Genomic DNA, 19741 nt, shown 5'->3' with positions numbered 1-19741 from the left:
TTCACACGATGTAGTTAACCGAGCGCTCTCAGCGTGCATTCGGGGCACCGAAACTGGCAAAGTCGCCGACGTCGACTTGATCACCTTGATCGTCGGCGAATCCCTTGAGTGCCACCGAGTAGCGAGGTTTCCTGCGTTGTTCTCCGCCGACCTGCGAGCGAAGACGGGAGCGAACGGCATCCGCCGGTTCGCCACCCGCGCGCTGCTCGCTGTCGGTGGCGCGATCGCGGGTACTGCCGTCGCCTGGGCGCTCACCACGTCCGCTGCCAGCGCGGCCACGGACTCCGCGGAGCAGTTCGACGTCGTCACCAAGATCGTCTCTGTGGACGAGAAGCTGCCGGTCGTCGTCCCCGCTGCCACCGCGGTGCACGAGCTCGACGAAGCGTTGCGCGCCGAGCAGCAGAAGGCTCGCGCCGCTCTGCCCGACGTGCACGTCCAGCAGGCGGTCGAGCAGATCGCCGAGCGGATCCTGCCGCAGGTCAACAGGATCGGTCAGTCCCAGACCGCCGCTACCGAGCGGTCCATGGACGTGATCTTCCAGGAGACCCCGGCCGCCACCGAGGCCGCACAGCCGGCTCCGGTGGTCTCGCAGGTCACCGGCACGTCCGGTGGTTCGTGGACGGATCTGTTGGAGCACCACGACCTCGTCGTGCCCTCAGAGCAGCACCCGTCCCTGCCAGGCAACCCGTTCCCGAAGCTGCCCGTCCCGGCCCCCGCGCCGGTGCAGTGCTCTTCGTGCTCCGACGGTTCTGGTTCGGTGAAGGGCAGCACGATCGCTGCTCTGGCTGCGTCCGGCAACGGTCACGGCACCGCGGTGACGCGCGCTCTCGCGCCGTCCACCGACGAGGTGACCGTGACGCCGGGCAAGCAGCCCGGTATCAACCCCGACTGATTTCAGCGCGCGGTCCGCGGCAGCCACCTCCCCGGCTGTCCGGAAATCGACCGTCGCGCTTTTTTCTCGCGCTCCTTCCGGTCGATCACCGCGTGCGACTCCCCCGGTGATGACGCGCCCTTCCCCAAGCGCGTCCGGCCCCACCCTCAAAGCCCCCGTCGTGAAGACGGGACATTTGGAAGGAGATCCAATGCAGACCTGGGCAAAGCGCGGTATCCAGTCCGCGTTTGTCACTGGTGGTTTGCTGATGCTCGGTACGGGCATCGCTTCTGCCCAGGAGAACGTCAACCCGGACGCGCAGCCGTCCCCCGTTGACGCGGGCGTCTCGGTTCCGCTGAAGGTGGACCAGAACAACCTGGGCACCCCCGTCAAGAACCTGAACGTTCCCAAGATCGACCGCACGATCAGCACGGACCGCGTCACCAGCGCGGTGCCCGTGCGCACGGCAGCGCCCGTCGCGCACCCGCTGATCAGGCAGGCCGCCGGCCGCGTGCAGGGCACTGCCGCTCAGGGCCTGTTCCGCGGCAACACGGTCCAGGCGCACGTCGACGTGCCGATCGAGATCTGCGGCAACGCGATCGCGGTCCTCGGCAACTCCGAGGTGGCCGGCGAGTGCACGCAGGAAACGCACCGGGACGGCACGATCGTCACCGACGGCGAAGGCCAGGCGCTCGCCGGCAACGTCGTCGCCGTCAACCACGTGCTGCCCGTTCAGATCACGGGCAACGCGATCGCGGCGGGTGGCAACGCCGCCACCGCGACCGACGCCTCGCAGGTGTCGACCACCGGCGGCCCCATCACCACCAACGGTGACAGGGGTGCCGCGTCCGGCAACGTCGTCGCCGAGCAGGGCGCGACGCCGGTCCAGATCACCGGCAACGGCGTCGCCGGCCTCGGCATCGCCGAGGTCGCCTCGACCGCCGACACCTTCGCGTCCTCGAAGGGCAACGTCGCCACCAGCGGCAAGAACGGCTCGCTCTCCGGCAACGCCGTGCCGATCCCGCTGGCTCCGCTGTTCGAGGTGAACGGCAACGCCGTCGCCGCGGTGGCCAACGCCGCCACCGACTCGACGCAGACGGGTGCCGCGTACGCCGGTGGCCACACCGGGACCGACGGCGACCCCGCCACGCTCTCCGGCAACATCGCCGAGCCCGCCCTCGCCGGCCCGATCACGGTCGACGACAACGCGGCCGCCGGCGGTGGCAACGCCACGGCGGTCAGCGACACGACCAACGAGTCGATCGCGGGTGGCCAGACCAACACCAACGGCAACGGCTCCACGGGCTCCGGCAACATCGCCGGTGCGCCGATCTCGCTGCCGACCTCCGCGGGTGGCAACGGTGCCGCGGTCATCGGCAACGCGCTGACCGACCACAAGAACGACGCGACGTCGAAGGCCGGTGGCCCCGCCTACACGCTGGGCGACAACTCGGTCCTGTCCGGCAACATCGTCGACGCCCCGCCGGCCACCGCCGTGGACGTGTGCGGCAACGGTGCCGCTGCCGGCGGCCAGGCCGCCGGTACCTGCGAGAACGACGTCAAGTCGCTCACCGGTGGCTACCAGGGCACGATCGGCAACGACTCGGTCGTCTCCGCCAACGTGGTGCAGGCTCCGGTCGCGGCTCCGGCTGAGGTCTACGGCGTGGCCGGTGCGCTCGGCGGTGCCGCCACCGGCTCGGCGGACGAGACCAAGGAGGTTCGCTCCAGCGGTCAGCCGAACACGCAGGACGACCACGGCACGGTCTCCAGCAACGTCGTGACCGCGCCCACCGCGGCCGCGGCTCAGGTCTTCGCGGTCACCGCGGGCCTCGTGGGCAACACCGAGTCCGACACCGCGAACGACACGACGGTCTCCGCCGGGTACGCCCCGAAGGCGACCGGCAAGAAGAGCTCGGTGTCCGGCAACATCGTCCAGGCCCCGACCTCGACGCCGGCCCAGGTCTTCGGTGACGGCGTCACCCTGGTCGGCAACAACACGACCTCGGGTGACAACGCCACCGACATGAAGGCGGGCGGCGACGCGCTCACCACCGGTGAGCAGGGCTCGATCACCGGCAACGTGATCTCGGCTCCGGTCGCGTCCGGCACGCAGGTCGCGGGCTGGGCGGTCGGCGGCGGCAGCAACGTCGACGCCGCGGCCACCAACGACCTCGACTCGGTCGCCGGTGGCGACGTCAACAGCAACGGCGACGGCGGCTCGATCGCAGGCAACCTGATCGGCGCGCAGGCCACGCCGTTCACGCCGGTGCCCGGCAACTCCGTCTCGGCTGCGGGCATCACCAACTCCGACACGCTCACCGACACCAACATCGTGGCGGGTGGCGACAGCTACTCGACCGCTGAGGACGCCTCGGTCTCCGGCAACCTGATCCACGTCCCCGCCAACGCCATCGCCGGCGTCTACGCGGACGCGGTGGCGGCTGCGGGTCAGGCCTCCACGGTCACCGACAAGACGTCGCACACCCAGGCCGGCGGCAACATGTTCACGGAGGGCAGCGGTCCGCTGTCCGCCCGCGAGATGACCGTCCCCGCCGAGGTCGCCGCCTACGTCCGGCGCATTCCGATCGAGGTCATCGGCCAGGCGACCACCGCGGGCACGAGCGACGACACGCAGCTCACCGGTGAGGACGAGGGCACCCTGCGTGCCGCCAAGCTCAAGGGCATCGAGCTGCCCAAGGGCGTGGACAGCCTGCTGAAGGCCAACGAGGTCCCGGCGTTCCACGGCATCGACCAGCTGCCGGTGAACACCCTGCCGAGCCCGGAGGGCCTGACCGCACTGGCCGGCCAGCTGCCCACCCCGGCGCTGCCCGGTGTCGCGCAGGAGCGCACCGAGCTGCCGACCGGTCCCGGTGGCGTCGCGAACGTGAACCCGAACGTCCAGGGCCTGCCCCTGGGCCAGGTGCTGGAGGCCACCAAGGGCCTGCTCCCCGGTGCCGCCGCTGAGCGTTCGCTGCCGTCCCTCCCGGTGACCGCCCCGGCCCTGCCGGTGCCGGTGCAGCTGCCCGGTCTGCCGACCGAGCGTTCGCTGCCCGCTCTGCCGCTGGACGGCCCGGCCTCCCTGTCGGGTCTCAACCTGAACCCGACCCAGGGTCTGGCCCCGCAGGCCGACGAGCGTTCGCTGCCGCAGCTCCCGCTGAACGGCCCGGCGCTGTCGATGATCGACCCGGCCAACCTGTTCCAGACGGTGACCGGCTCGCTGTAACACCCCGCAGGTTGTAACACCCTCCTCCGGTAAGAAGCTGAGCCCCGGCGACACGACGGTGTCGCCGGGGCTCAGTGCCGTCTTCAGCGGCTCTCGGCCGTGGCGATCACGTCGTCCGGCGCGCTGTCCCCGTCGCTCGTCACCCAGTGGATCTGCGCGCTCTCCCCGACCAGCTGCCTGATCAGCGACGCGATCGGCGAGCCGTCCCCGAAGTCGTGCTCGGCCAGCACCGCGAGAACCGTGTCGCGGTAGCGGGCCACGGTGAAGTCCGGCCGCAGACCGGCGCGCAGTGCGTGCGCCGCGTCCAGCAGGGAGTCCGGCGCGGTGATCAGCACGAGAGTGACGAGGGTGCCGCGCGTGCGGGCGCGGATCAGTGACTGCTCCAGGCGGTCGAGCAGCAGCGCGTGTCCGGGCAGGCCCGTGAGCGGGTCGTGCAGCACAGACCGTGTCTAGCCGAGGTCAGGCCCGTTGACCAGCATCGCCGCGCTCAAGGGGGTCAGCCGAGCGCGTGAACGTCATCCTCGGAAGCGGCGAAGACCTCCCCGGAGAACGCCGCCCGAGCCGCAGCCAGCGCGGCGAACCTGTCGTTGCCCGGCCAGAAGTGCGTGAGCATCAGCCGACGAGCACCGGCCTGCCGTGCCCACGAACCGGCCGCGGCCGCCGTCATCAGCAGGCCGGAGGTGTCGCCAGGACGGTCGGTCGCCTCGACGATGAACAGGTCCGCGTTCCGCCCCAGTTCAGCCAGGGCAGGCGAGGGCCCGGTGTCACCGGTGTAGGCGAGCACGCGGGACGACTCCAGCCGGACACCGGCGTTCTCGACGAAGTGCGGCAGGTCGACGCCGGTCAGCTCGAACGGCCCGACGTCCCACGTACCGGGCAACGCGAAGACGTCGAACACCTCGCGCAGGGACACGTCGGGTTCGAGGCCCTGCAAGCGGTCGAGCACTCCCGGCGGGCAGTACAACGGCAGCCGGCCGCGCCGCCCGTAGTACTGCATCCGGAACAGACCGTGCAGGTCAGCGCAGTGATCAGGATGCTCGTGGGTGATCACCACGGCATCCGGCCCCGACGGCCACAGCTCCAACAGCCGAGGCAGGGTGCCGTAGCCCAGGTCCAGCACGACCCGGAAGCCGGACTCCTCCACGGCGAACCCGCTGCACGCCCTGCCCGGTTCCGGGTAGGCGCCACAACTCCCGAGCACCGTCAGCCGCACGACTTGCTCAATCGGTGAGGTCTCACCAGCCCATGATCCATCGGCTGGCGAGCCGTCGAACCGCGAGGATGGCCGACATGACGCTGCCTGCCCTCCCCGAGGAGTCCTTCCACCGCGTGCTCTGCGTCGTGGCGCATCCCGACGACATGGAGTACGGCACGTCCGCGGCCGTCGCCCGCTGGACCGCGCGCAACATCGAGGTCGGCTATCTCCTGCTCACCCGAGGCGAGGCAGGCATGCCGAACCCTCCGGAGGAAACCGCCCGCCTGCGGCTGGCCGAACAACAGGCGGCCTGCGCCGTCGTGGGCGTCGAACACCTGACCGTCCTCGAGCACCCGGACGGCGTGCTCGTCTACGGCCTTGACCTGCGTCGCGACATCTGCCGGGAAATCCGCCGCTTCAAGCCCGACGTGGTGTTCGGCGGCGACTACGCGGTCGAAACACCGTTCGGCTTCGACCAGGCCGACCACCGGGCAGCCGGCCTCGCCACCCTCGACGCCCTGCGCGACGCGGGCAACCGCTGGGTCTTCCCGGAGCAGATCGACGACGAGAACCTGGAACCGCACTCCCCGCGCTGGTACATCGTCCCCGGCCTGGCCGGCTCTGGCGCCACCCACGGCGTCGACGTCACGGGTGAACCGCTGCGCCGCGGCATCGCCTCGCTGGAGGCGCACGCCGCCTACCTGGCCGCGTTGCCCGGCCACCCCGCGCCTGCGGACTTCATCCCGAAGTTCACCGCGATGGGCGGCAAGGCCATGGGCGTCGAGCACGCGGTGCTGTTCCGCGCCCACGACCTGCAGGCCCCGCCGGAGTTCTTCACCGAGGCGATGCAGGACTGACGGCAGCGAGCCGCTCCTGCAGCCGGGCGTGCCGGAACTGGTACACCGCACCGACCTGCCGCAGCACGCCGCGGCGGTGCGCGTCGTCGAGGAAGGCCATGATCCGGAACGGGAGCTGGCCGCGAGCGGCCAGCCACAACCGGGTGCAGCCGAACGCGCCCCAGGCCCTGGACAGGCAGACGCTGAGCCCGACGCCCAGCCCGAACAGGCCGCCGGCCAGCACCGTGTGCTCCACGCCGGGCGTAATCGTGATCACCTGGCCGCCGATGAGCGCCCCGGCGATGCCGTACACGACGGTGCCCGGCTTCGGCGCGAAGTACCGGCCGAGCAGCGCGGCGGCGACACCGCCGGCGAGGCTCAGCACCACGTCGAATCTGCCGTCCAGGATCTGGATGGTCGGCTCGTCCTGGGTGAGGCGCAGCGCGAGGCCGTAGAACAGGCCCAGTGACACGGTGAACGCCAGCGTGAACGACAGGGCGGCGGCGCGGTCCTGACGCAACACGGTGCCGGGGCTGGACACCCGGTTGACGTCCAGCGGTGTGCCGAGCCAGACGTGCACGCCGACGGCCAGGCCGAACACCACCGCGACGAGGCCGATCACCCCGGCCGGCAGAGACCAGCCGAAGCCGAGGCAGGCCCCTGCCGCCGCGCCGGCCGCGAACCGGCGCGCGAACCGGCCGGCGATCCCGGTGAAGGTGGCCTCGACGCGTTGCGGGCCTGGGCGGCGGCCGACGCTGTGCGTGATGACCCCGGCGAGGCCGAAGGAGATGCCGTAGACCGCCGCGGTGACCGGGTTCGCGGCCAGCAGACCGGTGAGCGCGAACAACAACGCGGGCGGCAGACCGAGGTACAGGCCGACCGCGAACCGCGGCACCGCCCGGTCCAGCCGCCACCAGGCGAGGTCGCGGGTGTGTTCGCGTTCGAGCTGGCGGGCGAGGAACGACAGCCAGCGCTCGACGTGCTCCGGGTCGTAGTCGCGCGTCCGGCCGCGCCGGGCAGGCGGGGACGGCCGGCGCGCGTACACCGAAGGCAGGTACGCGTCGAGCAGGTGCCGCTCGATCGCCGCGCGGTCAGGAAAGCGTGCGGTGTCGCAGAGTTCGCCGGGGTCGGTGGCCGGGTTGGCGTAGGCGGTGCGGGCCAGGTCGACCATCAACGGCGTGCGCAGGGCCTGGGCCAGCACGCCGGTCGGCTCCCGCCTCAGCCGTTCGACCAGCGGCTGCCACCTGGTCTCGCCGGGACGTCGCCGCGCGGTCAGGAACTCGACGGCGTCCTCGATCTCCACCGGCTCGATCTCCACCACGGCGGCCCTGGTCAGGAACGAGCCCGCCGCCCGCACCGCGAGCTCGTAGTCGGCCCCGCGACAGGTCACCACCAGCGGCCGGCCGGAGCCGACGGCCTGGTCCAGGGCGTCGATCGCGGCCGTGTGCAGGCCCGGCGGCGTCTCGTCCAGCCCGTCCAGCACGGGGATGATCCGGCCTTCGAGCACCAGCCGCAGCCCGGCGTCCTCGCCGTAGACGGCGGTGTTGGCGAGTCCCGGATACTCCTCGACCAGCCGCCGGGCCAGCCAGGCGTCCAGGTGCTCATGATGCGGGTTCCACGACGCCAGCGTCAGCAGCACGGGCACCGGCTCGCCCGGCGCAGGGTCGGCGAGCAGGCCGAGGGTGAGCAGGATGGCGAGCACCGACTTGCCGGCGCCGGGCTCGCCCAGCACTACCAGCTGCCGGGACGGGACCTGCCGGAACTTGGCCACCACGTCGGTCAGGTCGCCGCTCAGCACCAGCCGCTCAGGGCCGTCGCCGGGACGGTTGCCCAGCACCGCCGACGCGACGGCCGCCACCTCGCGTTCGGTGCTCGACCAGCGCAGCGGCACGGGCCTCGGCCGGTGCAGCGACCGCATCTCGGCCTCGACCGTCCACTGCCGGGTGATCGCTGCCGCGAGTTCCTCGGTGGCGCGATCCAGATCGCCGGCCGGTGCCGGCTGTGCGCGCTGCGGCCGGTTCTCGCCGCGGAGGATGCGTTCGTGCAGCTCACAGACGTCCGCGCTGGGGTCGATGCCCAGCTCCTCCGCCAGTCCGACGCGCAGCTGCCCGAACACCTTGAGCGCGTCGGCCTGCCGTCCCGCGCGGTCGAGAGCGACCATGAGCTGGGCGTGCGGCCGTTCACGCAGCGGGTTCTCGGCCACGATCTCGGCCAGCTCGTCGATGACCTCGCGGTGCTGACCCAGCGCGAGCTGCCAGTCCACGCACGACTCGAACGCGTCCAGGCGCTGCTCGTCCAACCGTGCCGCGCGCCCGGCCAGCACGCCGCTCGCGAGCCCGTCGAGGGCCGGGCCGCGCCACAACTTCAGCGCCGTCCGGATCTCGCGCACTGCCTCGCGCAGCGCGCCCCTGCCGGCCAGCCGCCGTGCCTCCGCGACGTGCTTCGTGAACCGCAGGAGGTCGAGCTGCTCGTCGGTGACGACGAGCCGATAGCCGGGGCCGTCGGTGACGATCAGCTGCTGCTCGGTGTCGCCCAGCCGGTCCCGCAACGCCGACACGCAGTTCTGCACCTGCTTGGTGGCGGTCGCAGGCGGCTCGTCGTCCCACGTCGACTCGATCAGCCGCGCCATCGGCACGACCACACCCGGACTCAGCAACAGCGTCGCCAGCACCCGCTGGTGCCGGGTGCCCGGCAGCGTCAGCCGACCCCGAGCCGTCCAGATCTCCAGTGGCCCCAGCACACAGAAGTCCATCGGCCCCTCCCCGAGTCGTGATCTTAGCCGCGTGACCTGCGGAAGGACGCAACGATGACGAGGCGAGGACGGATCCCGGCAGCGTGGTGCTCGTTCGGTCACCCGCCCCAGTGGTGATCGATCGAGAGGAGACCAGCACATGTCCAAGATCCGCTCCGCGGTGGCTCTCGCCGCCACCGTGGCCGGCCTCGCCACCGGCGTCGTGTTCGCACCGACGGCCAGCGCGGCCAACCCGACCTGGGCGGTGACCGCCCTGAGGTCGGGCGCCCCGATCGCCAAGGCCAACGGCGACTTCTCCAACAACGGCGGCGTGTACGCGACGACCGGCATCAACTACGTCGACATGTCGAACAACGGAAGGGGCGTCTACGTCGAGGTCGAGTTCTGGTTCTACCTCTACCTCGGGCCGGGGCTTCCCGAGGCGTGGCACATGAACGACGTGAAGCAGACCCCGCGCACTCAGCGCATGAGGTACGTACCGACGGAGCTGTCCACTCGCCTGCCCGGCAACGGCAGCAAGGCCCGCGCGAAGATCAAGGTGTGCGAGGACGTCCCCAGCCGGGGAGACGTGTGCTCCACGAAGGCGGTCGTGTCCTTCGACTACTGACCTGAGCCGGATCGGCGAGACGGACGACGGCGGTGAAGCCGTCGTCCGCACCGTCAGGCCTGGGCCAGGTCGGTGAAGCGGCTGTAGTGCAGCTGGTGCGCCACGGTGATGGTGGCGGTCGGGCCGGCACGGTGCTTGGCGATGATCAGGTCGGCCTCGCCGGCGCGCGGGTCGTCGCGTTCCCAGGCGTCCGGGCGGTTGATCAGGATGACCATGTCGGCGTCCTGCTCCAGCGAGCCGGACTCGCGGAGGTCCGACAGCATCGGGCGCTTGTCGGTTCGTTGTTCGGGACCGCGGTTCAGCTGGGAGATCGCGATGACCGGGACGTGGAGTTCCTTGGCGATCAGCTTCAGCGAGCGGGAGAACTCCGAGACCTCCTGCTGGCGGGACTCGGACTTCTTACCGGAGCTCATCAGCTGGAGGTAGTCGACGACCATCAGCTTGAGGTCGTGGCGCTGCTTGAGGCGGCGGGCCTTGGCGCGGATCTCCATCATCGTCAGGTTGGGGCTGTCGTCGACGAACAGCGGGGCTTCGCTGATCTCGCTCATCCGGCGGGCCAGGCGGGTCCAGTCGTCGTCGCTCATCTTGCCGCCTCGCATGTCGCCGAGGCGGATGCGGGCCTCGGCGGAGAGCATGCGCATGACGATCTCGGTGCGGCTCATCTCCAGGCTGAAGATGGCGCTGGTCAGGCCGTGCTTCACCGAGCACGAGCGGGCGAAGTCGAGGCCCAGCGTCGAGTTGTGGGTCGGGATCATCGTCTCGCCCGCGAGGTACAGGTGGTCGTGGTTGTCGACCTCCACGCACCGCACCGGCACGGACGCGATCGGGCGCACCGCCACGATCTCGACCTGGTCGTGCCTGCCGAGGCCCGCGATCAGCTCGTCGACGTCGCGGCGCAGGCGGGCGAAGCGGCCGTCGATCTGGAGCGCGGCCAGCAGTTCCTCGCGCTGCTTGCGCGAGGCGCGCAGGTAGGCGGCGGGGATGTGCGGGTCGTCGGCCAGGTCCAGGTCCTTGGCCACGCGCAGCTCTTCGTCCGTCAGCTCCAGGTCGCCCAGGCCCGACAGGAACAGGCCCAGCGCGCGGGGGGACAGCGGCAGCGACGCGGTGGGCAGCTCCCAGGCCGCCGACATGCGCACGAAGACGCGGCACACGCCGACGCGCTGGAAGAGCTGCGCCGTCGTGCGGATCGCCCAGAACCCGCCGGTCTCGCTGCACGACTCCGTCAGCCACTGGTGCTCGGCGTCGGCCACGATCACCGCGCCGTCGGAGAACTCGACCTCGAAGCACGGGCGGCCGGTCATGACCTCGGTCGCGGCGACCACGCGCGTCGGGCGGCCGTCCGCGCCGATCAGGAAGTCACCGACGGAGACCGACCCCATCGTGGTCCAGCCCGACGGCGTGGGCAGCGGGGTGTCGAGGGCGAGCGCCTTGCCGACACCAGGACGGGCGGCGACGATGATCATCTGGCCGCCGTGCAGGCCGTTCGTCAGCTCGTCGAGGTCGGCGAAGCCCGTGGGAATGCCCTGCGAGATGCCGCCGCGGGACGCGATCGCGTCGATCTCGTCCATCGTCGGCTGGAGCAGGTCCTCCAGCGCCACGTAGTCCTCGGTCGTGCGGCGGTCGGTGACCTCGTAGATGGCGGCCTGCGCGCGGTCGACCACCTCGTCGACGTCCGCGCCCTCGGCGCCGTTGTAGCCGAGCTGCACGATGCGCGTGCCCGCCTCGACCAGACGGCGCAGGACGGCCTTCTCGGCCACGATCTCGGCGTAGTAGCCCGCGTTGGCCGCCGTGGGCACCGTCGCGATCAACGTGTGCAGGTACGGCGCGCCACCCACGCGCAGCAGCTCGCCGCGGCGCTCGAGCTCGGCCGAGACGGTGATCGGGTCGGCGGGCTCGCCGCGGCCGTACAGGTCGAGGATGCAGTCGTAGATCGCCTGGTGCGCGGGACGGTAGAAGTCGTTCGGCGCGAGGGCCTCGATGACGTCCGCGATGGCGTCCTTAGACAGCAGCATGCCGCCCAGCACCGACTGCTCGGCTGCGAGGTCCTGGGGCGGCTGACGCTCGAATCCGGGTTCCGCCATACCCCGGTCGTCCACCAGCGCCACTGCCACATCACCCCTGCGAAGAGTCGAGAGCCCGGTGCCTGCCCCCTAGTTGTACAGCGCGGCACCGACAATTCCGGGCGGCCACGCTGTGCGATGACCATCGCCCGTGCAGCGACGCTAGAGGGACCCGTCCGGAGCAAGCAAACCAGCGTGTGGATTGCCCTGTGGACAACTGGGGGACAACCTGTGGATGGTTGCTCACAGGGGTGGAGAGGCTGGGGACAACCTGTTGACAACCGGTGGGGTGACGGAAATAACGCCAGCTCAGGCCCTGTGAACAACTTGTGGAAAAAGTTGTGCGCCACACCCTCGGTGTGTCGCGAAAAACGGCCTCTTCGGCGTGTCGCGACCGGCCTGGGCGCACCGGTTATCCACAGGAAGTGGACTGGGTGGTGCTGGTCCGAACGAGCGAAAGCGCCACCCACCCGGAGCATTCCGGGTAGGCGGCGCTTCAGCAATCGCAGCGAGCGTGAAGTGCCCCCGAGGGTGTCACGTCACGCGGTTCGCCTTGCGAGTCTTACTCGCTGACGATAACGCCAACGGGGTCTGCGGGGTCGCCCCCGCAACAGACGCGCGAGGACGAGCCCTGCGAAGCCGCGTCAGCGGCGAGTAGGGCTCGCTACTCGGCCGAGGTAACGACGAGCGGCAGCGCCACGGTCACCTCGGGGTGGAGGCGAACCGTCACCGAGTGCTTGCCCGTGGTCTTGATGTGACCCGGCAGCTCGATGGCGCGCTTGTCCAGCACCGGACCACCGGCGGACTTGACGGCAGCCGCCACGTCCGACGAGGTGACCGAGCCGAACAGCTTCTTGGAGCCCTGCGCCGCCTTGGCGGTCAGGGTCACGCCACCCAGGCCCTCGAGAGCGGCCTTGAGCTCCTTGGCGTGGTCCAGGTCGCGCACGCGGCGGGTGTCCTGCGCGCGCTGGATGACCTGGATCTGCTTCTGCGCGCCGCGGGTCGCGACGATCGCGAGACCGCGCGGGAGCAGGTAGTTGCGGCCGTAGCCGTCCTTGACCTCGACGATGTCGCCGGGCGCGCCAAGGCCGGAAACGTCAGCGGTGAGGATGAGCTTCATCGCGAATGTTCCCTTCTCTTAGCGGGCGGTCGAGGTGTAGGGCAGCAGGGCCATCTCACGGGCGTTCTTCACGGCAACAGCGACGTCGCGCTGGTGCTGCGAGCAGTTGCCGGTGACGCGGCGGGCACGGATCTTGCCGCGGTCGGAGATGAACTTCCGCAGCAGCGTCGTGTCCTTGTAGTCGATCAGGTTCGCGCTCTTGTCCTTGCAGAAGGCGCAGACCTTCTTCTTGGGCTTGCGCACAGGCGGCTTGGCCATGTGTCTCTAACTCCTGAATTACGCAGTGATCAAGTTCTGGATGACCGGTGCGGCGGTCTAGAAGGGGGGCTCGTCGGCGAAGCCACCAGAGCCGGCCGGCGGGGCGGAACCCCACGGGTCGTCTGCCGGTGCGCCACCGCCACGGGACTGCGAGGGGCCGCCGCCGAAGCCGCCGCCACCGCCGTCTCCACGGCTGACCTTGTTGACCTTCGCGGTCGCGTAGCGCAGCGAGGGGCCGATCTCGTCGACCTCCAGCTCCACGACGGTGCGCTTCTCGCCTTCCTTCGTCTCGAAGGAACGCTGGCGCAGCCGCCCGGTGACGAGCACTCGCGAACCGCGGGTGAGCGACTCGGCCACGTTCTCGGCGACCTGCCGCCACACGTTGCACCGCAGGAACAGCGCTTCGCCGTCCTTCCACTCGCCGGACTGGCGGTCGAAGGTGCGGGGCGTGGAGGCCACCGTGAAGGAGGCCACCGCAGCACCGCTCTGGGTGAAGCGGAGTTCCGGGTCGGCGGTCAGGTTCCCGACCACCGTGATCGTCGTCTCACCAGCCATGTCTTGGGAGCTCCCCTAATCGAGGTTCGTCAGGCCTTGGCGGCCGACTTGGCGGGCTCGCGGCGCAGGACCTTCGTCCGGAGCACCGTCTCCTGCAGACCGAGCTGGCGGTCCAGTTCCTTCACCGCGTCCGGAGTCGAGGTCAGGTCGAGCACCGCGTAGATACCCTCGGTGTTCTTGTTGATCTCGAAGCTCAGCCGGCGCTTGCCCCACACCTCGACCTTCTCAACGTTGCCGCCCGTGGTGCGGATCACGTTGAGGAACGTGTCGAGAGACGGCGCGATCGTGCGCTCGTCAAGGCTGGGGTCGAGGATGACCATCACTTCGTAATGACGCATGAGGACCACTCACCTCCTGTGGACTCGCGGCCACGGGCTTTCCGTGGCAGGAGGGTCGTCGCGTCAGCAACTGAAGAAGGTTAACAGAGCGCGTCCGGCGACTACGCAGGGGTGCGGCGGAGCACCCAGGTCCGCACCAGCGCGCCCGTCACGCAGGCCAGCATCAGCACCGCGAGCAGCACCGGGAGGCCGACGCCACCGGGACCGCCGAGCCTGGGCAGCGCGGTCGCGCGACCGGCGGCCTGCACCGGGTCGCCGTCGACGCCGTTGCCGTTGGAGGCACGGGGAACCTGCGAGCCGTACCGCACGCCGGGCGACGGCGAGTAGAGGCCGGGCATCGCGAACGGCAGCGAGCCGTAGCTGAACAACGGCACGCGGCCGAAGTTCGTGCCGAGCGAGTAGAGCGAGAAGTCGCGGTTGTTCGGCGCACCCTGCGGCGTGCCGGGTGTGCCGGGGTTCACACCGGGCTGCTGACCGGGTGGGGTGCCCGGCTGCGGCTGGGGCTGCCCGACCGGCGGTTTCTGGGCCCCGATACCGCCGACCGCCTGCTGCGAGGCGTCCGCGATCGCCTTGGTGCCGTCCTGCACCGGCGCGGCGGCCTGGTTCACGCCCGTCACGACGACCTGACACCCGCTGGTCAGGGTCGCGCGCACGGTCTTGTCGAGTGTGCCGATGATCGGCCCGAGCAGCGGGATCTTCACGAGCTCCGCCATCACGGCGTTCGCGATCGTGGCACCGCTGATGGTCGTCGTCCCGGCCTGCACCACACCGATCGGCATGGGCTTGACCTGCGAGAACGCCTGCTTGAACGGCTCGACGAGCGGCGGTCCGAGCAACGGCACGGCACGCACCAGGTCGGTCACGGGTTGCAGCACGGCGTTCGGGCTGAGCGAGACGGGGGTGCCGGGAGTGCCCTGCACCGACGTGGCGCAACTGCCCACGACGATGGGCTCCGCGGCTGTGGCCGGAGTGACGCCCACAGTGGCGGAGGCCAGCGCGAGAAGCGTCGCGGCGGTGACGCTCAGCAGTCGCATGCCAACCCCTTTCCTACTCTCAAGTAACGACCGTAGGTCCTGGTGGTGACGCGAGCCACCCCCAGTTTTTGCAATTACTCCTATCGGCGGCGCCTGCGATGGCGTTATGGACGCCGTCTACCCTCCTTGTTCATGCGCATCGGGGCCCATGTCCGCGACGACGACCCGGTCGGCGCCGCGGCCGAACGCGGGGCCGAGGTCGTCCAGTTCTTCCTGTCCGATCCACAGGGCTGGAAGAAGCCGAAGCCGCACCCGCAGACGGAGGCCCTGCTGGCCTCCGATCTCGAGGTGTACGTCCACGCCCCGTACATGATCAACATCGCGTCGCTGAACAACAAGATCCGGATTCCGTCCCGCAAGAACGTGATCCAGCACGCCGAGGCCGCCGCCACCGTGGGCGCGAAGGGCCTGATCGTGCACGGCGGGCACGTCACCAAGGGCGAGGACCCGGCGGACGGCTTCGCGAACTGGCGCAAGTTCTTCGAGCGGCAGGTCGCGGAGGGCGGCTTCGCGGTCCCGATCCTGATCGAGAACACCGCGGGCGGCGACAACGCGATGGCCCGCACGTTCGACTCGCTCAAGATGCTCTGGGACGCGGTCGGCGAGTTCGGTGCGGGCTTCTGCCTCGACACCTGCCACGCGTTCGCCGCGGGCGAGGACCTGGTCGGCATCGTCGATCGGGTGAAAGCGATCACCGGCCGCATCGACCTCGTGCACCTCAACAGCTCGCGCGACGAGTTCGGTTCCTCGCGCGACCGGCACGACAACATCAAGACTGGCACCATCGACGCCGATCAGCTCGTGGCCGTCGCCGCGAGCGCGGGATGCCCCGTCGTGGTGGAGACACCCGCCGAGGGCCAGGCCGACGACATCGCGTTCCTGCGCGACCACACCGGCCGGTGAAAACGGTGCACGAGGTGGTGAGCGTGACGCCCGAGCGTGGCGATGCCGGGCGTTCCGCGCACCGCTTCGGCAGGGCGGCCCTCGCCGTGCTCGTGTTGCTGTGCGGGCTCACGCTGCTGCTGGGCTTCATCAACAAGGACCGGTGCACCGGTCCGGCGTTCGACCAGTGGGGCCGCACGCAGCCCGACTACGACGAGCGCAACAAGGAAGAGGTCTGCTACTCCGACATCCAGCACCTCTGGATCGGGCGCGACATCGACCGGCACGTCTTCCCGTACGTCGACGGCGGCATCAACGACAGGGGCATCCTCGTCGGCGGCTCCGTCGAGTACCCGGTGCTCACCGGCCTGGTGATCTGGGCGGGAGCGATCTTCGCGCACAACGACGCGGAGTACCTGCTCTACTCGTCGCTGCTGATGGCGCCGTTCGGCCTGCTCACGGGCTGGATGCTGGGCAAGCTCGCCCGCTGGCGCGCCCTGCTGTGGGCCATCGGGCCACCGCTGATCCTCTACGCGTTCCACAACTGGGACCTGCCGGTCGTGCTGTGCTCGGCGGCCGCGGTCTACGTCGTGCACCGCTGGAACCGGCCACTGGTCGAACGGGCGACCGTCGCCTCGGTCCTGCTCGGGCTCGGGTTCGCGTTCAAGGTCTACCCGGCGGCCTTCGTGCTGCCGCTGATGCTCTTCGTCGCCACCGGCGGCTGGCGCGGCCGGGAACTGCCGGAGGGCAAGAAGGCCGACATCGCCGGCGCGGTCAAGGTCGGGCTCGCCTCGATCATCACCGTCGTGCTGGTCAACCTGCCGTTCGCGTTCGCCGGCTACGACGGCTGGCTCGCGTCGTTCGAGTTCCAGCAGCTGCGCCGGGTCGACATCACCACGAACTCGATCTGGTACTGGGGCCTGCGGCCGTTCATCGGCGACGACGCGATGCAGTCGCTGGTCGGCGTCATCTCGCCGATCACGATCCTGGTCTCGTTCGCGATCGCGGCCGGCTACGGCTGGCTGCGGTTCCGGCGCGAAGGCACCTACCCGTGGATCGCGGTGTCCGGCGCGATGCTGTGCGGCTTCATGCTGCTGCACAAGGTCCACTCACCGCAGTACACGCTGTGGCTGGTGCCGTTCCTGGTGCTGCTGCGCGTGCCGCTGATGTGGGCGTTCGCGTACTTCGCCGTCGACCTGGCGATGGGCATCGGGATCTTCCGCTGGTTCTGGGCGATCGAGTTCGGTCAGCCGGCCGGGATCTACGACAGCTTCTCCGCGCAGGCCGTCATGATCGGCGTGTGGGGCCGGGCAGCGCTGCTGGTAGCCCTGTTCGTGGTGTTCCTCAAGGCGCGTGACGTCACCGAGGACGACCACGACGACACGAAGTTCATCCGCGGAGCAGTAGCAGCCAAGAGCTGAGCCGCCGCAGACTGCACCCGTGAGGGTGATCATCGTCCTGGCACTGCTGCTGGTCTGCGGCGCCTCCGGACCGCACGAGCGGTCGGCGGCGATCCGCTGGCTGCCGGTGTGGCAGGCAGTGCCGACGCTCTCCACCTCCGTGCCGGACCAGAGCGTGCGCTCGACCGTCGACCTAGGTGCGGGCGGCACGTCCGTCCGCCTCCGCCTGTCGAACCTGATGGGTGTCACGCCGGTCCGCGTCGAGCAGGTCACCGTCACGGCGGACGGCGTGTCCCGGCAGCTGACGTTCGGCCGCTCCCGCAGCGTCACGATCAGGCCGCGCGACGAGGTCCACAGCGACGCCGTGCAGCTGAAGGTGACCAGCAGGCTGCAGATCAGCACGTACACACCGGCGGGCACGCCCTGTCAGGCCCGTGCGCACCGCATGATCACGTCGGCGCGGTCGTACGTCTGCCTCGTCTCGGCGGTCGAGGTCGCCGGCTTCACGGCTCCTGGCGCGGCGGTGATGTTCGGCGACTCGATCACCGAGGGCGAGCGGGACGACACCTGGCCGTCCCTGGTCGAGAGCGACCACGCGATCCTCAACGCGGGCATCAGCGGCAACGGCGTGGTGCACGGCCCGGCCCCGATGATCACCCGGCTCCACCGGGACGTCCTGCACAGCGACGAGGTCCGCAAGGTCGTGCTGCTCGGCGGCATCAACGACATCCAGAGCGACGTCAGCGCGGACAGCGTCATCGCGGGCATCCGCACGATCCAGCTGCGCTGCCGCAACGAGGGCGTGCAGCTGCTCGTCGGCACGCTCACGCCGTGGCGAGGCTGGGTGAACTGGACTCAGGCGCGGGAACGGCAGCGTCAGCGGACGAACGACTGGATCCGTGCCACCTTCCCCGACGCGATCGACTTCGACGCCGCCCTGCGCGACCCCGCCGACCCGCTCAGACTGCGTCCGGAGTTCGACTCCGGTGATCACCTGCATCCGAACGGTGCCGCATTCGGTGCGATGGCTCGCCTCGTGCGGGTGTGACGACCTGCCGGTCCGGCGCGTCGGCCAGGACGCCTGCCAGCGGGTCCTCGTCGCCCGCCGCGCGGACGAGGTCGCGCTCCGGGTGGTAGATCTCCTTGAGGATGAGCACGCACAGACCGATGACGGCCGCGTCGCGCAGCAGCACGGCGCCGAGGAACCAGTCGATCGGCAGGCCCTTGTTGTCGGTGCCCAGGTAGAAGTACATCCGCGGCACCCACACCAGCGCGTCCACCGTCATCCACGCCAGCAGCAGCTTCCAGCGCGGCAACGCGAGCACGGCCAGCGGCACCAGCCACAGCGAGTACTGCGGGCTCCACACCTTGTTCGTCAGCAGGAACGCCGCCACGACCAGGAACCCGAGCTGGGCGAGCCGCGGCCTGGTCCGCGCGCTCAGCGCGACGTAGGCGATGCCGGCGCAGCAGACGAGGAACAGCACCGAGCTGACCGTGTTGAGGACCGTCGGCGCCTGACCCTGCTGCAGTCCGGGGTCGAAGCCCTGCCACCCCGTCCACTGCACCAGCACGTTGTAGAGCGTGTCCGGGTCGGCGTTGCGCTCGGTGTTGAGGCGGAAGAACTCCTTCCACCCCGTGTGCGAGGCCGGGTTCAACGCGATCGGAGCGTTGACGAGCGCCCACGCCCCAATGGCCGACGCAGTGGTGGTGAGGCCCGCCTTCAGCCGTTCGGAACGCCAGCACAGCAACAGCAGCGGCCCGAGCAGGAACAACGGGTAGAGCTTCGCCGCGCCACCAAGACCCAGCAGCACACCGGCGAGCGCGGGCTTCCTCCGCGCCCACGCCAGCAGACCAGCCGTGGCGAACGCCGTCGCGATCGTGTCGAAGTTCGTGAACGCGTGCACGATGACCAGCGGCGACACGGCGGCGATCGCGGCGTCCCACATCCGCCGCCGGGCGATGCGCGCAACCGAGAACACGGTCACGAGCCAGGCCACGGCGAGCCAGAACGCCGTGACGTTGAAGTACACGATGACCGTCATCGGCAGGCCGGGCACCAGCGCCACGAGCCCCTGCGCCACACGCGCGTTGAGCCACTGGAAGACACCGGTGACGACGGGGTACTCCATGTACCGGACGTGCTCGGTCGGTTTGCCCTCGTCGTCCTTCCACGACGTGATGTACGGGAAGGATCCGCGCTGGTCGAGCCGTTCCGCGGTGTAGAGCGGCACGGTGTCGGAGTAGCAGAGCGCTGTGAACTGCCTGCTCCCGCGCCAGTCGAGCTGGACCTGGCCCTTGTCGTCGACGTACTGCTGGATGCACGGCGACTTCTGCACCCAGCCCGCCAGCAACGTCAGCACGGCGAGCAGCAGGATCACCCGCAGCGCCGTCCAGAAGTAGTTCCTGCCGACCTGCGCGTGCTCGCCGAGCGGGCCGCCGAACGGTCTGCTCAGGGTGCGGGCGAGCGACTCTGTCCAGGTGGGGGCGACGCGCTCTTCGTGGGTGAGCGAGTCGGTGTCCTCGGCGGGAAGCTCGGCAGGGCTGCTGGGCACGTCGCGGATGTTACGGCCAAGACCGTTTCGGCGTGGTCAACATGTCCGACCACGCCGA

At 70.2% G+C, this 19741-nt stretch carries 17 protein-coding genes; 7 read left to right on the top strand and 10 right to left on the bottom strand.

Annotated elements, in window-relative coordinates; translation table 11 throughout:
• The first annotated feature begins 136 nt into the window (after positions 1-136).
• Entirely contained in the window at positions 137-892 is a 756-nt protein-coding gene (locus IEZ09_RS05200; RefSeq protein ID WP_189252411.1) for a hypothetical protein, read from the top strand.
• A 190-nt stretch (positions 893-1082) separates the two neighbouring features.
• Positions 1083-4094 (top strand): beta strand repeat-containing protein, encoded by a 3012-nt coding sequence (locus tag IEZ09_RS05195; RefSeq protein WP_189252410.1) that lies wholly within the window; start codon positions 1083-1085, stop codon positions 4092-4094.
• 83 nt (positions 4095-4177) lie between these two features.
• On the opposite strand, the gene IEZ09_RS05190 is transcribed toward IEZ09_RS05195, so the two are convergent.
• Entirely contained in the window at positions 4178-4534 is a 357-nt protein-coding gene (locus tag IEZ09_RS05190) for a nucleotidyl cyclase domain-containing protein (protein ID WP_189252409.1), read from the bottom strand.
• Positions 4535-4590: 56 nt separating this feature from the next.
• Positions 4591-5307 carry an MBL fold metallo-hydrolase gene (locus tag IEZ09_RS05185; RefSeq protein WP_229812253.1) on the bottom strand — a complete coding sequence of 239 codons (717 nt, stop codon included), beginning with the start codon at positions 5305-5307 and terminating at the stop codon, positions 4591-4593.
• Positions 5308-5375: 68 nt separating this feature from the next.
• Here IEZ09_RS05185 and IEZ09_RS05180 point away from each other — a divergent pair, with 68 nt between their 5' ends.
• Positions 5376-6146, top strand: a complete 771-nt coding sequence (locus IEZ09_RS05180) for a PIG-L deacetylase family protein (RefSeq protein ID WP_370467648.1) — start codon at positions 5376-5378, stop codon at positions 6144-6146.
• Here the strand turns inward: IEZ09_RS05180 and IEZ09_RS05175 are convergent.
• Positions 6124-8877 carry an AfsR/SARP family transcriptional regulator gene (locus IEZ09_RS05175; RefSeq protein WP_189252407.1) on the bottom strand — a complete coding sequence of 918 codons (2754 nt, stop codon included), beginning with the start codon at positions 8875-8877 and terminating at the stop codon, positions 6124-6126. The genes IEZ09_RS05180 and IEZ09_RS05175 overlap by 23 nt on opposite strands.
• 139 nt (positions 8878-9016) lie before the next feature.
• On the opposite strand from IEZ09_RS05175, the gene IEZ09_RS05170 reads away from it, so the two are divergent.
• Positions 9017-9484 carry a hypothetical protein gene (locus tag IEZ09_RS05170; RefSeq protein ID WP_189252406.1) on the top strand — a complete coding sequence of 156 codons (468 nt, stop codon included), beginning with the start codon at positions 9017-9019 and terminating at the stop codon, positions 9482-9484.
• Between the two features lie 53 nt (positions 9485-9537).
• Here IEZ09_RS05170 and dnaB read toward each other — a convergent pair whose 3' ends face one another.
• The 6 genes from dnaB to IEZ09_RS05140 form a co-directional block, all read right to left on the bottom strand.
• Complete coding sequence (dnaB, locus tag IEZ09_RS05165) at positions 9538-11496, bottom strand: replicative DNA helicase (RefSeq protein WP_370467646.1); 1959 nt, start codon at positions 11494-11496, stop codon at positions 9538-9540.
• A gap of 712 nt (positions 11497-12208) precedes the next feature.
• Positions 12209-12664, bottom strand: coding sequence for a 50S ribosomal protein L9 (gene rplI / locus IEZ09_RS05160; protein ID WP_189252404.1), 456 nt, complete (start codon positions 12662-12664; stop codon positions 12209-12211).
• 18 nt (positions 12665-12682) lie between these two features.
• Entirely contained in the window at positions 12683-12922 is a 240-nt protein-coding gene (rpsR, locus tag IEZ09_RS05155) for a 30S ribosomal protein S18 (protein WP_030465683.1), read from the bottom strand.
• A 57-nt stretch (positions 12923-12979) separates the two neighbouring features.
• Positions 12980-13477: a single-stranded DNA-binding protein gene (locus tag IEZ09_RS05150; RefSeq protein WP_189252403.1), complete on the bottom strand. Its 498-nt coding sequence runs from the start codon at positions 13475-13477 to the stop codon at positions 12980-12982.
• 29 nt (positions 13478-13506) lie between these two features.
• Positions 13507-13815, bottom strand: coding sequence for a 30S ribosomal protein S6 (rpsF, locus tag IEZ09_RS05145; protein WP_189252402.1), 309 nt, complete (start codon positions 13813-13815; stop codon positions 13507-13509).
• A gap of 101 nt (positions 13816-13916) precedes the next feature.
• Positions 13917-14849 (bottom strand): hypothetical protein, encoded by a 933-nt coding sequence (locus tag IEZ09_RS05140; RefSeq protein WP_189252401.1) that lies wholly within the window; start codon positions 14847-14849, stop codon positions 13917-13919.
• A gap of 132 nt (positions 14850-14981) precedes the next feature.
• On the opposite strand from IEZ09_RS05140, the gene IEZ09_RS05135 reads away from it, so the two are divergent.
• From IEZ09_RS05135 to IEZ09_RS05125, 3 genes are read left to right on the top strand one after another with little or no spacing between them, the layout of a single operon-like run.
• A complete protein-coding gene (locus IEZ09_RS05135) occupies positions 14982-15752 on the top strand; it encodes a deoxyribonuclease IV (RefSeq protein ID WP_189252400.1) in 771 nt (256 codons plus the stop codon).
• A gap of 23 nt (positions 15753-15775) precedes the next feature.
• Positions 15776-17152 (top strand): glycosyltransferase family 87 protein, encoded by a 1377-nt coding sequence (locus tag IEZ09_RS05130; RefSeq protein ID WP_229812252.1) that lies wholly within the window; start codon positions 15776-15778, stop codon positions 17150-17152.
• Between the two features lie 19 nt (positions 17153-17171).
• Complete coding sequence (locus tag IEZ09_RS05125) at positions 17172-18179, top strand: GDSL-type esterase/lipase family protein (RefSeq protein ID WP_189252398.1); 1008 nt, start codon at positions 17172-17174, stop codon at positions 18177-18179.
• Here IEZ09_RS05125 and IEZ09_RS05120 read toward each other — a convergent pair.
• On the bottom strand, positions 18091-19683 hold the full coding sequence (locus IEZ09_RS05120; protein WP_189252397.1) for a glycosyltransferase family 87 protein: 1593 nt from the start codon (positions 19681-19683) through the stop codon (positions 18091-18093). The two genes, IEZ09_RS05125 and IEZ09_RS05120, sit on opposite strands and share 89 nt — an antisense overlap.
• Between the last annotated feature and the right edge of the window lie 58 nt (positions 19684-19741).

The sequence above is a fragment of the Lentzea flava genome (genome assembly GCF_014648475.1).
Lineage (GTDB): Bacteria > Actinomycetota > Actinomycetes > Mycobacteriales > Pseudonocardiaceae > Lentzea > Lentzea flava.
The sequence above is the reverse complement of the archived record's forward strand: the minus strand, read 5'-3'. Positions and strand labels throughout refer to the sequence as shown.

Excerpts from the sequence above, each read along its gene's own strand:
- IEZ09_RS05170 (WP_189252406.1), top strand. The coding sequence starts at position 9,017 with ATGTCCAAGATCCGCTCCGCGGTGGCTCTCGCCGCCACCGTGGCCGGC.
- rpsR (WP_030465683.1), bottom strand. The coding sequence starts at position 12,922 with ATGGCCAAGCCGCCTGTGCGCAAGCCCAAGAAGAAGGTCTGCGCCTTC.
- rplI (WP_189252404.1), bottom strand. The coding sequence starts at position 12,664 with ATGAAGCTCATCCTCACCGCTGACGTTTCCGGCCTTGGCGCGCCCGGC.
- dnaB (WP_370467646.1), bottom strand. The coding sequence starts at position 11,496 with ATGCTGCTGTCTAAGGACGCCATCGCGGACGTCATCGAGGCCCTCGCG.
- IEZ09_RS05175 (WP_189252407.1), bottom strand. The coding sequence starts at position 8,877 with ATGGACTTCTGTGTGCTGGGGCCACTGGAGATCTGGACGGCTCGGGGT.
- rpsF (WP_189252402.1), bottom strand. The coding sequence starts at position 13,815 with ATGCGTCATTACGAAGTGATGGTCATCCTCGACCCCAGCCTTGACGAG.
- IEZ09_RS05150 (WP_189252403.1), bottom strand. The coding sequence starts at position 13,477 with ATGGCTGGTGAGACGACGATCACGGTGGTCGGGAACCTGACCGCCGAC.
- IEZ09_RS05140 (WP_189252401.1), bottom strand. The coding sequence starts at position 14,849 with ATGCGACTGCTGAGCGTCACCGCCGCGACGCTTCTCGCGCTGGCCTCC.
- IEZ09_RS05180 (WP_370467648.1), top strand. The coding sequence starts at position 5,376 with ATGGCCGACATGACGCTGCCTGCCCTCCCCGAGGAGTCCTTCCACCGC.
- IEZ09_RS05135 (WP_189252400.1), top strand. The coding sequence starts at position 14,982 with ATGCGCATCGGGGCCCATGTCCGCGACGACGACCCGGTCGGCGCCGCG.
- IEZ09_RS05195 (WP_189252410.1), top strand. The coding sequence starts at position 1,083 with ATGCAGACCTGGGCAAAGCGCGGTATCCAGTCCGCGTTTGTCACTGGT.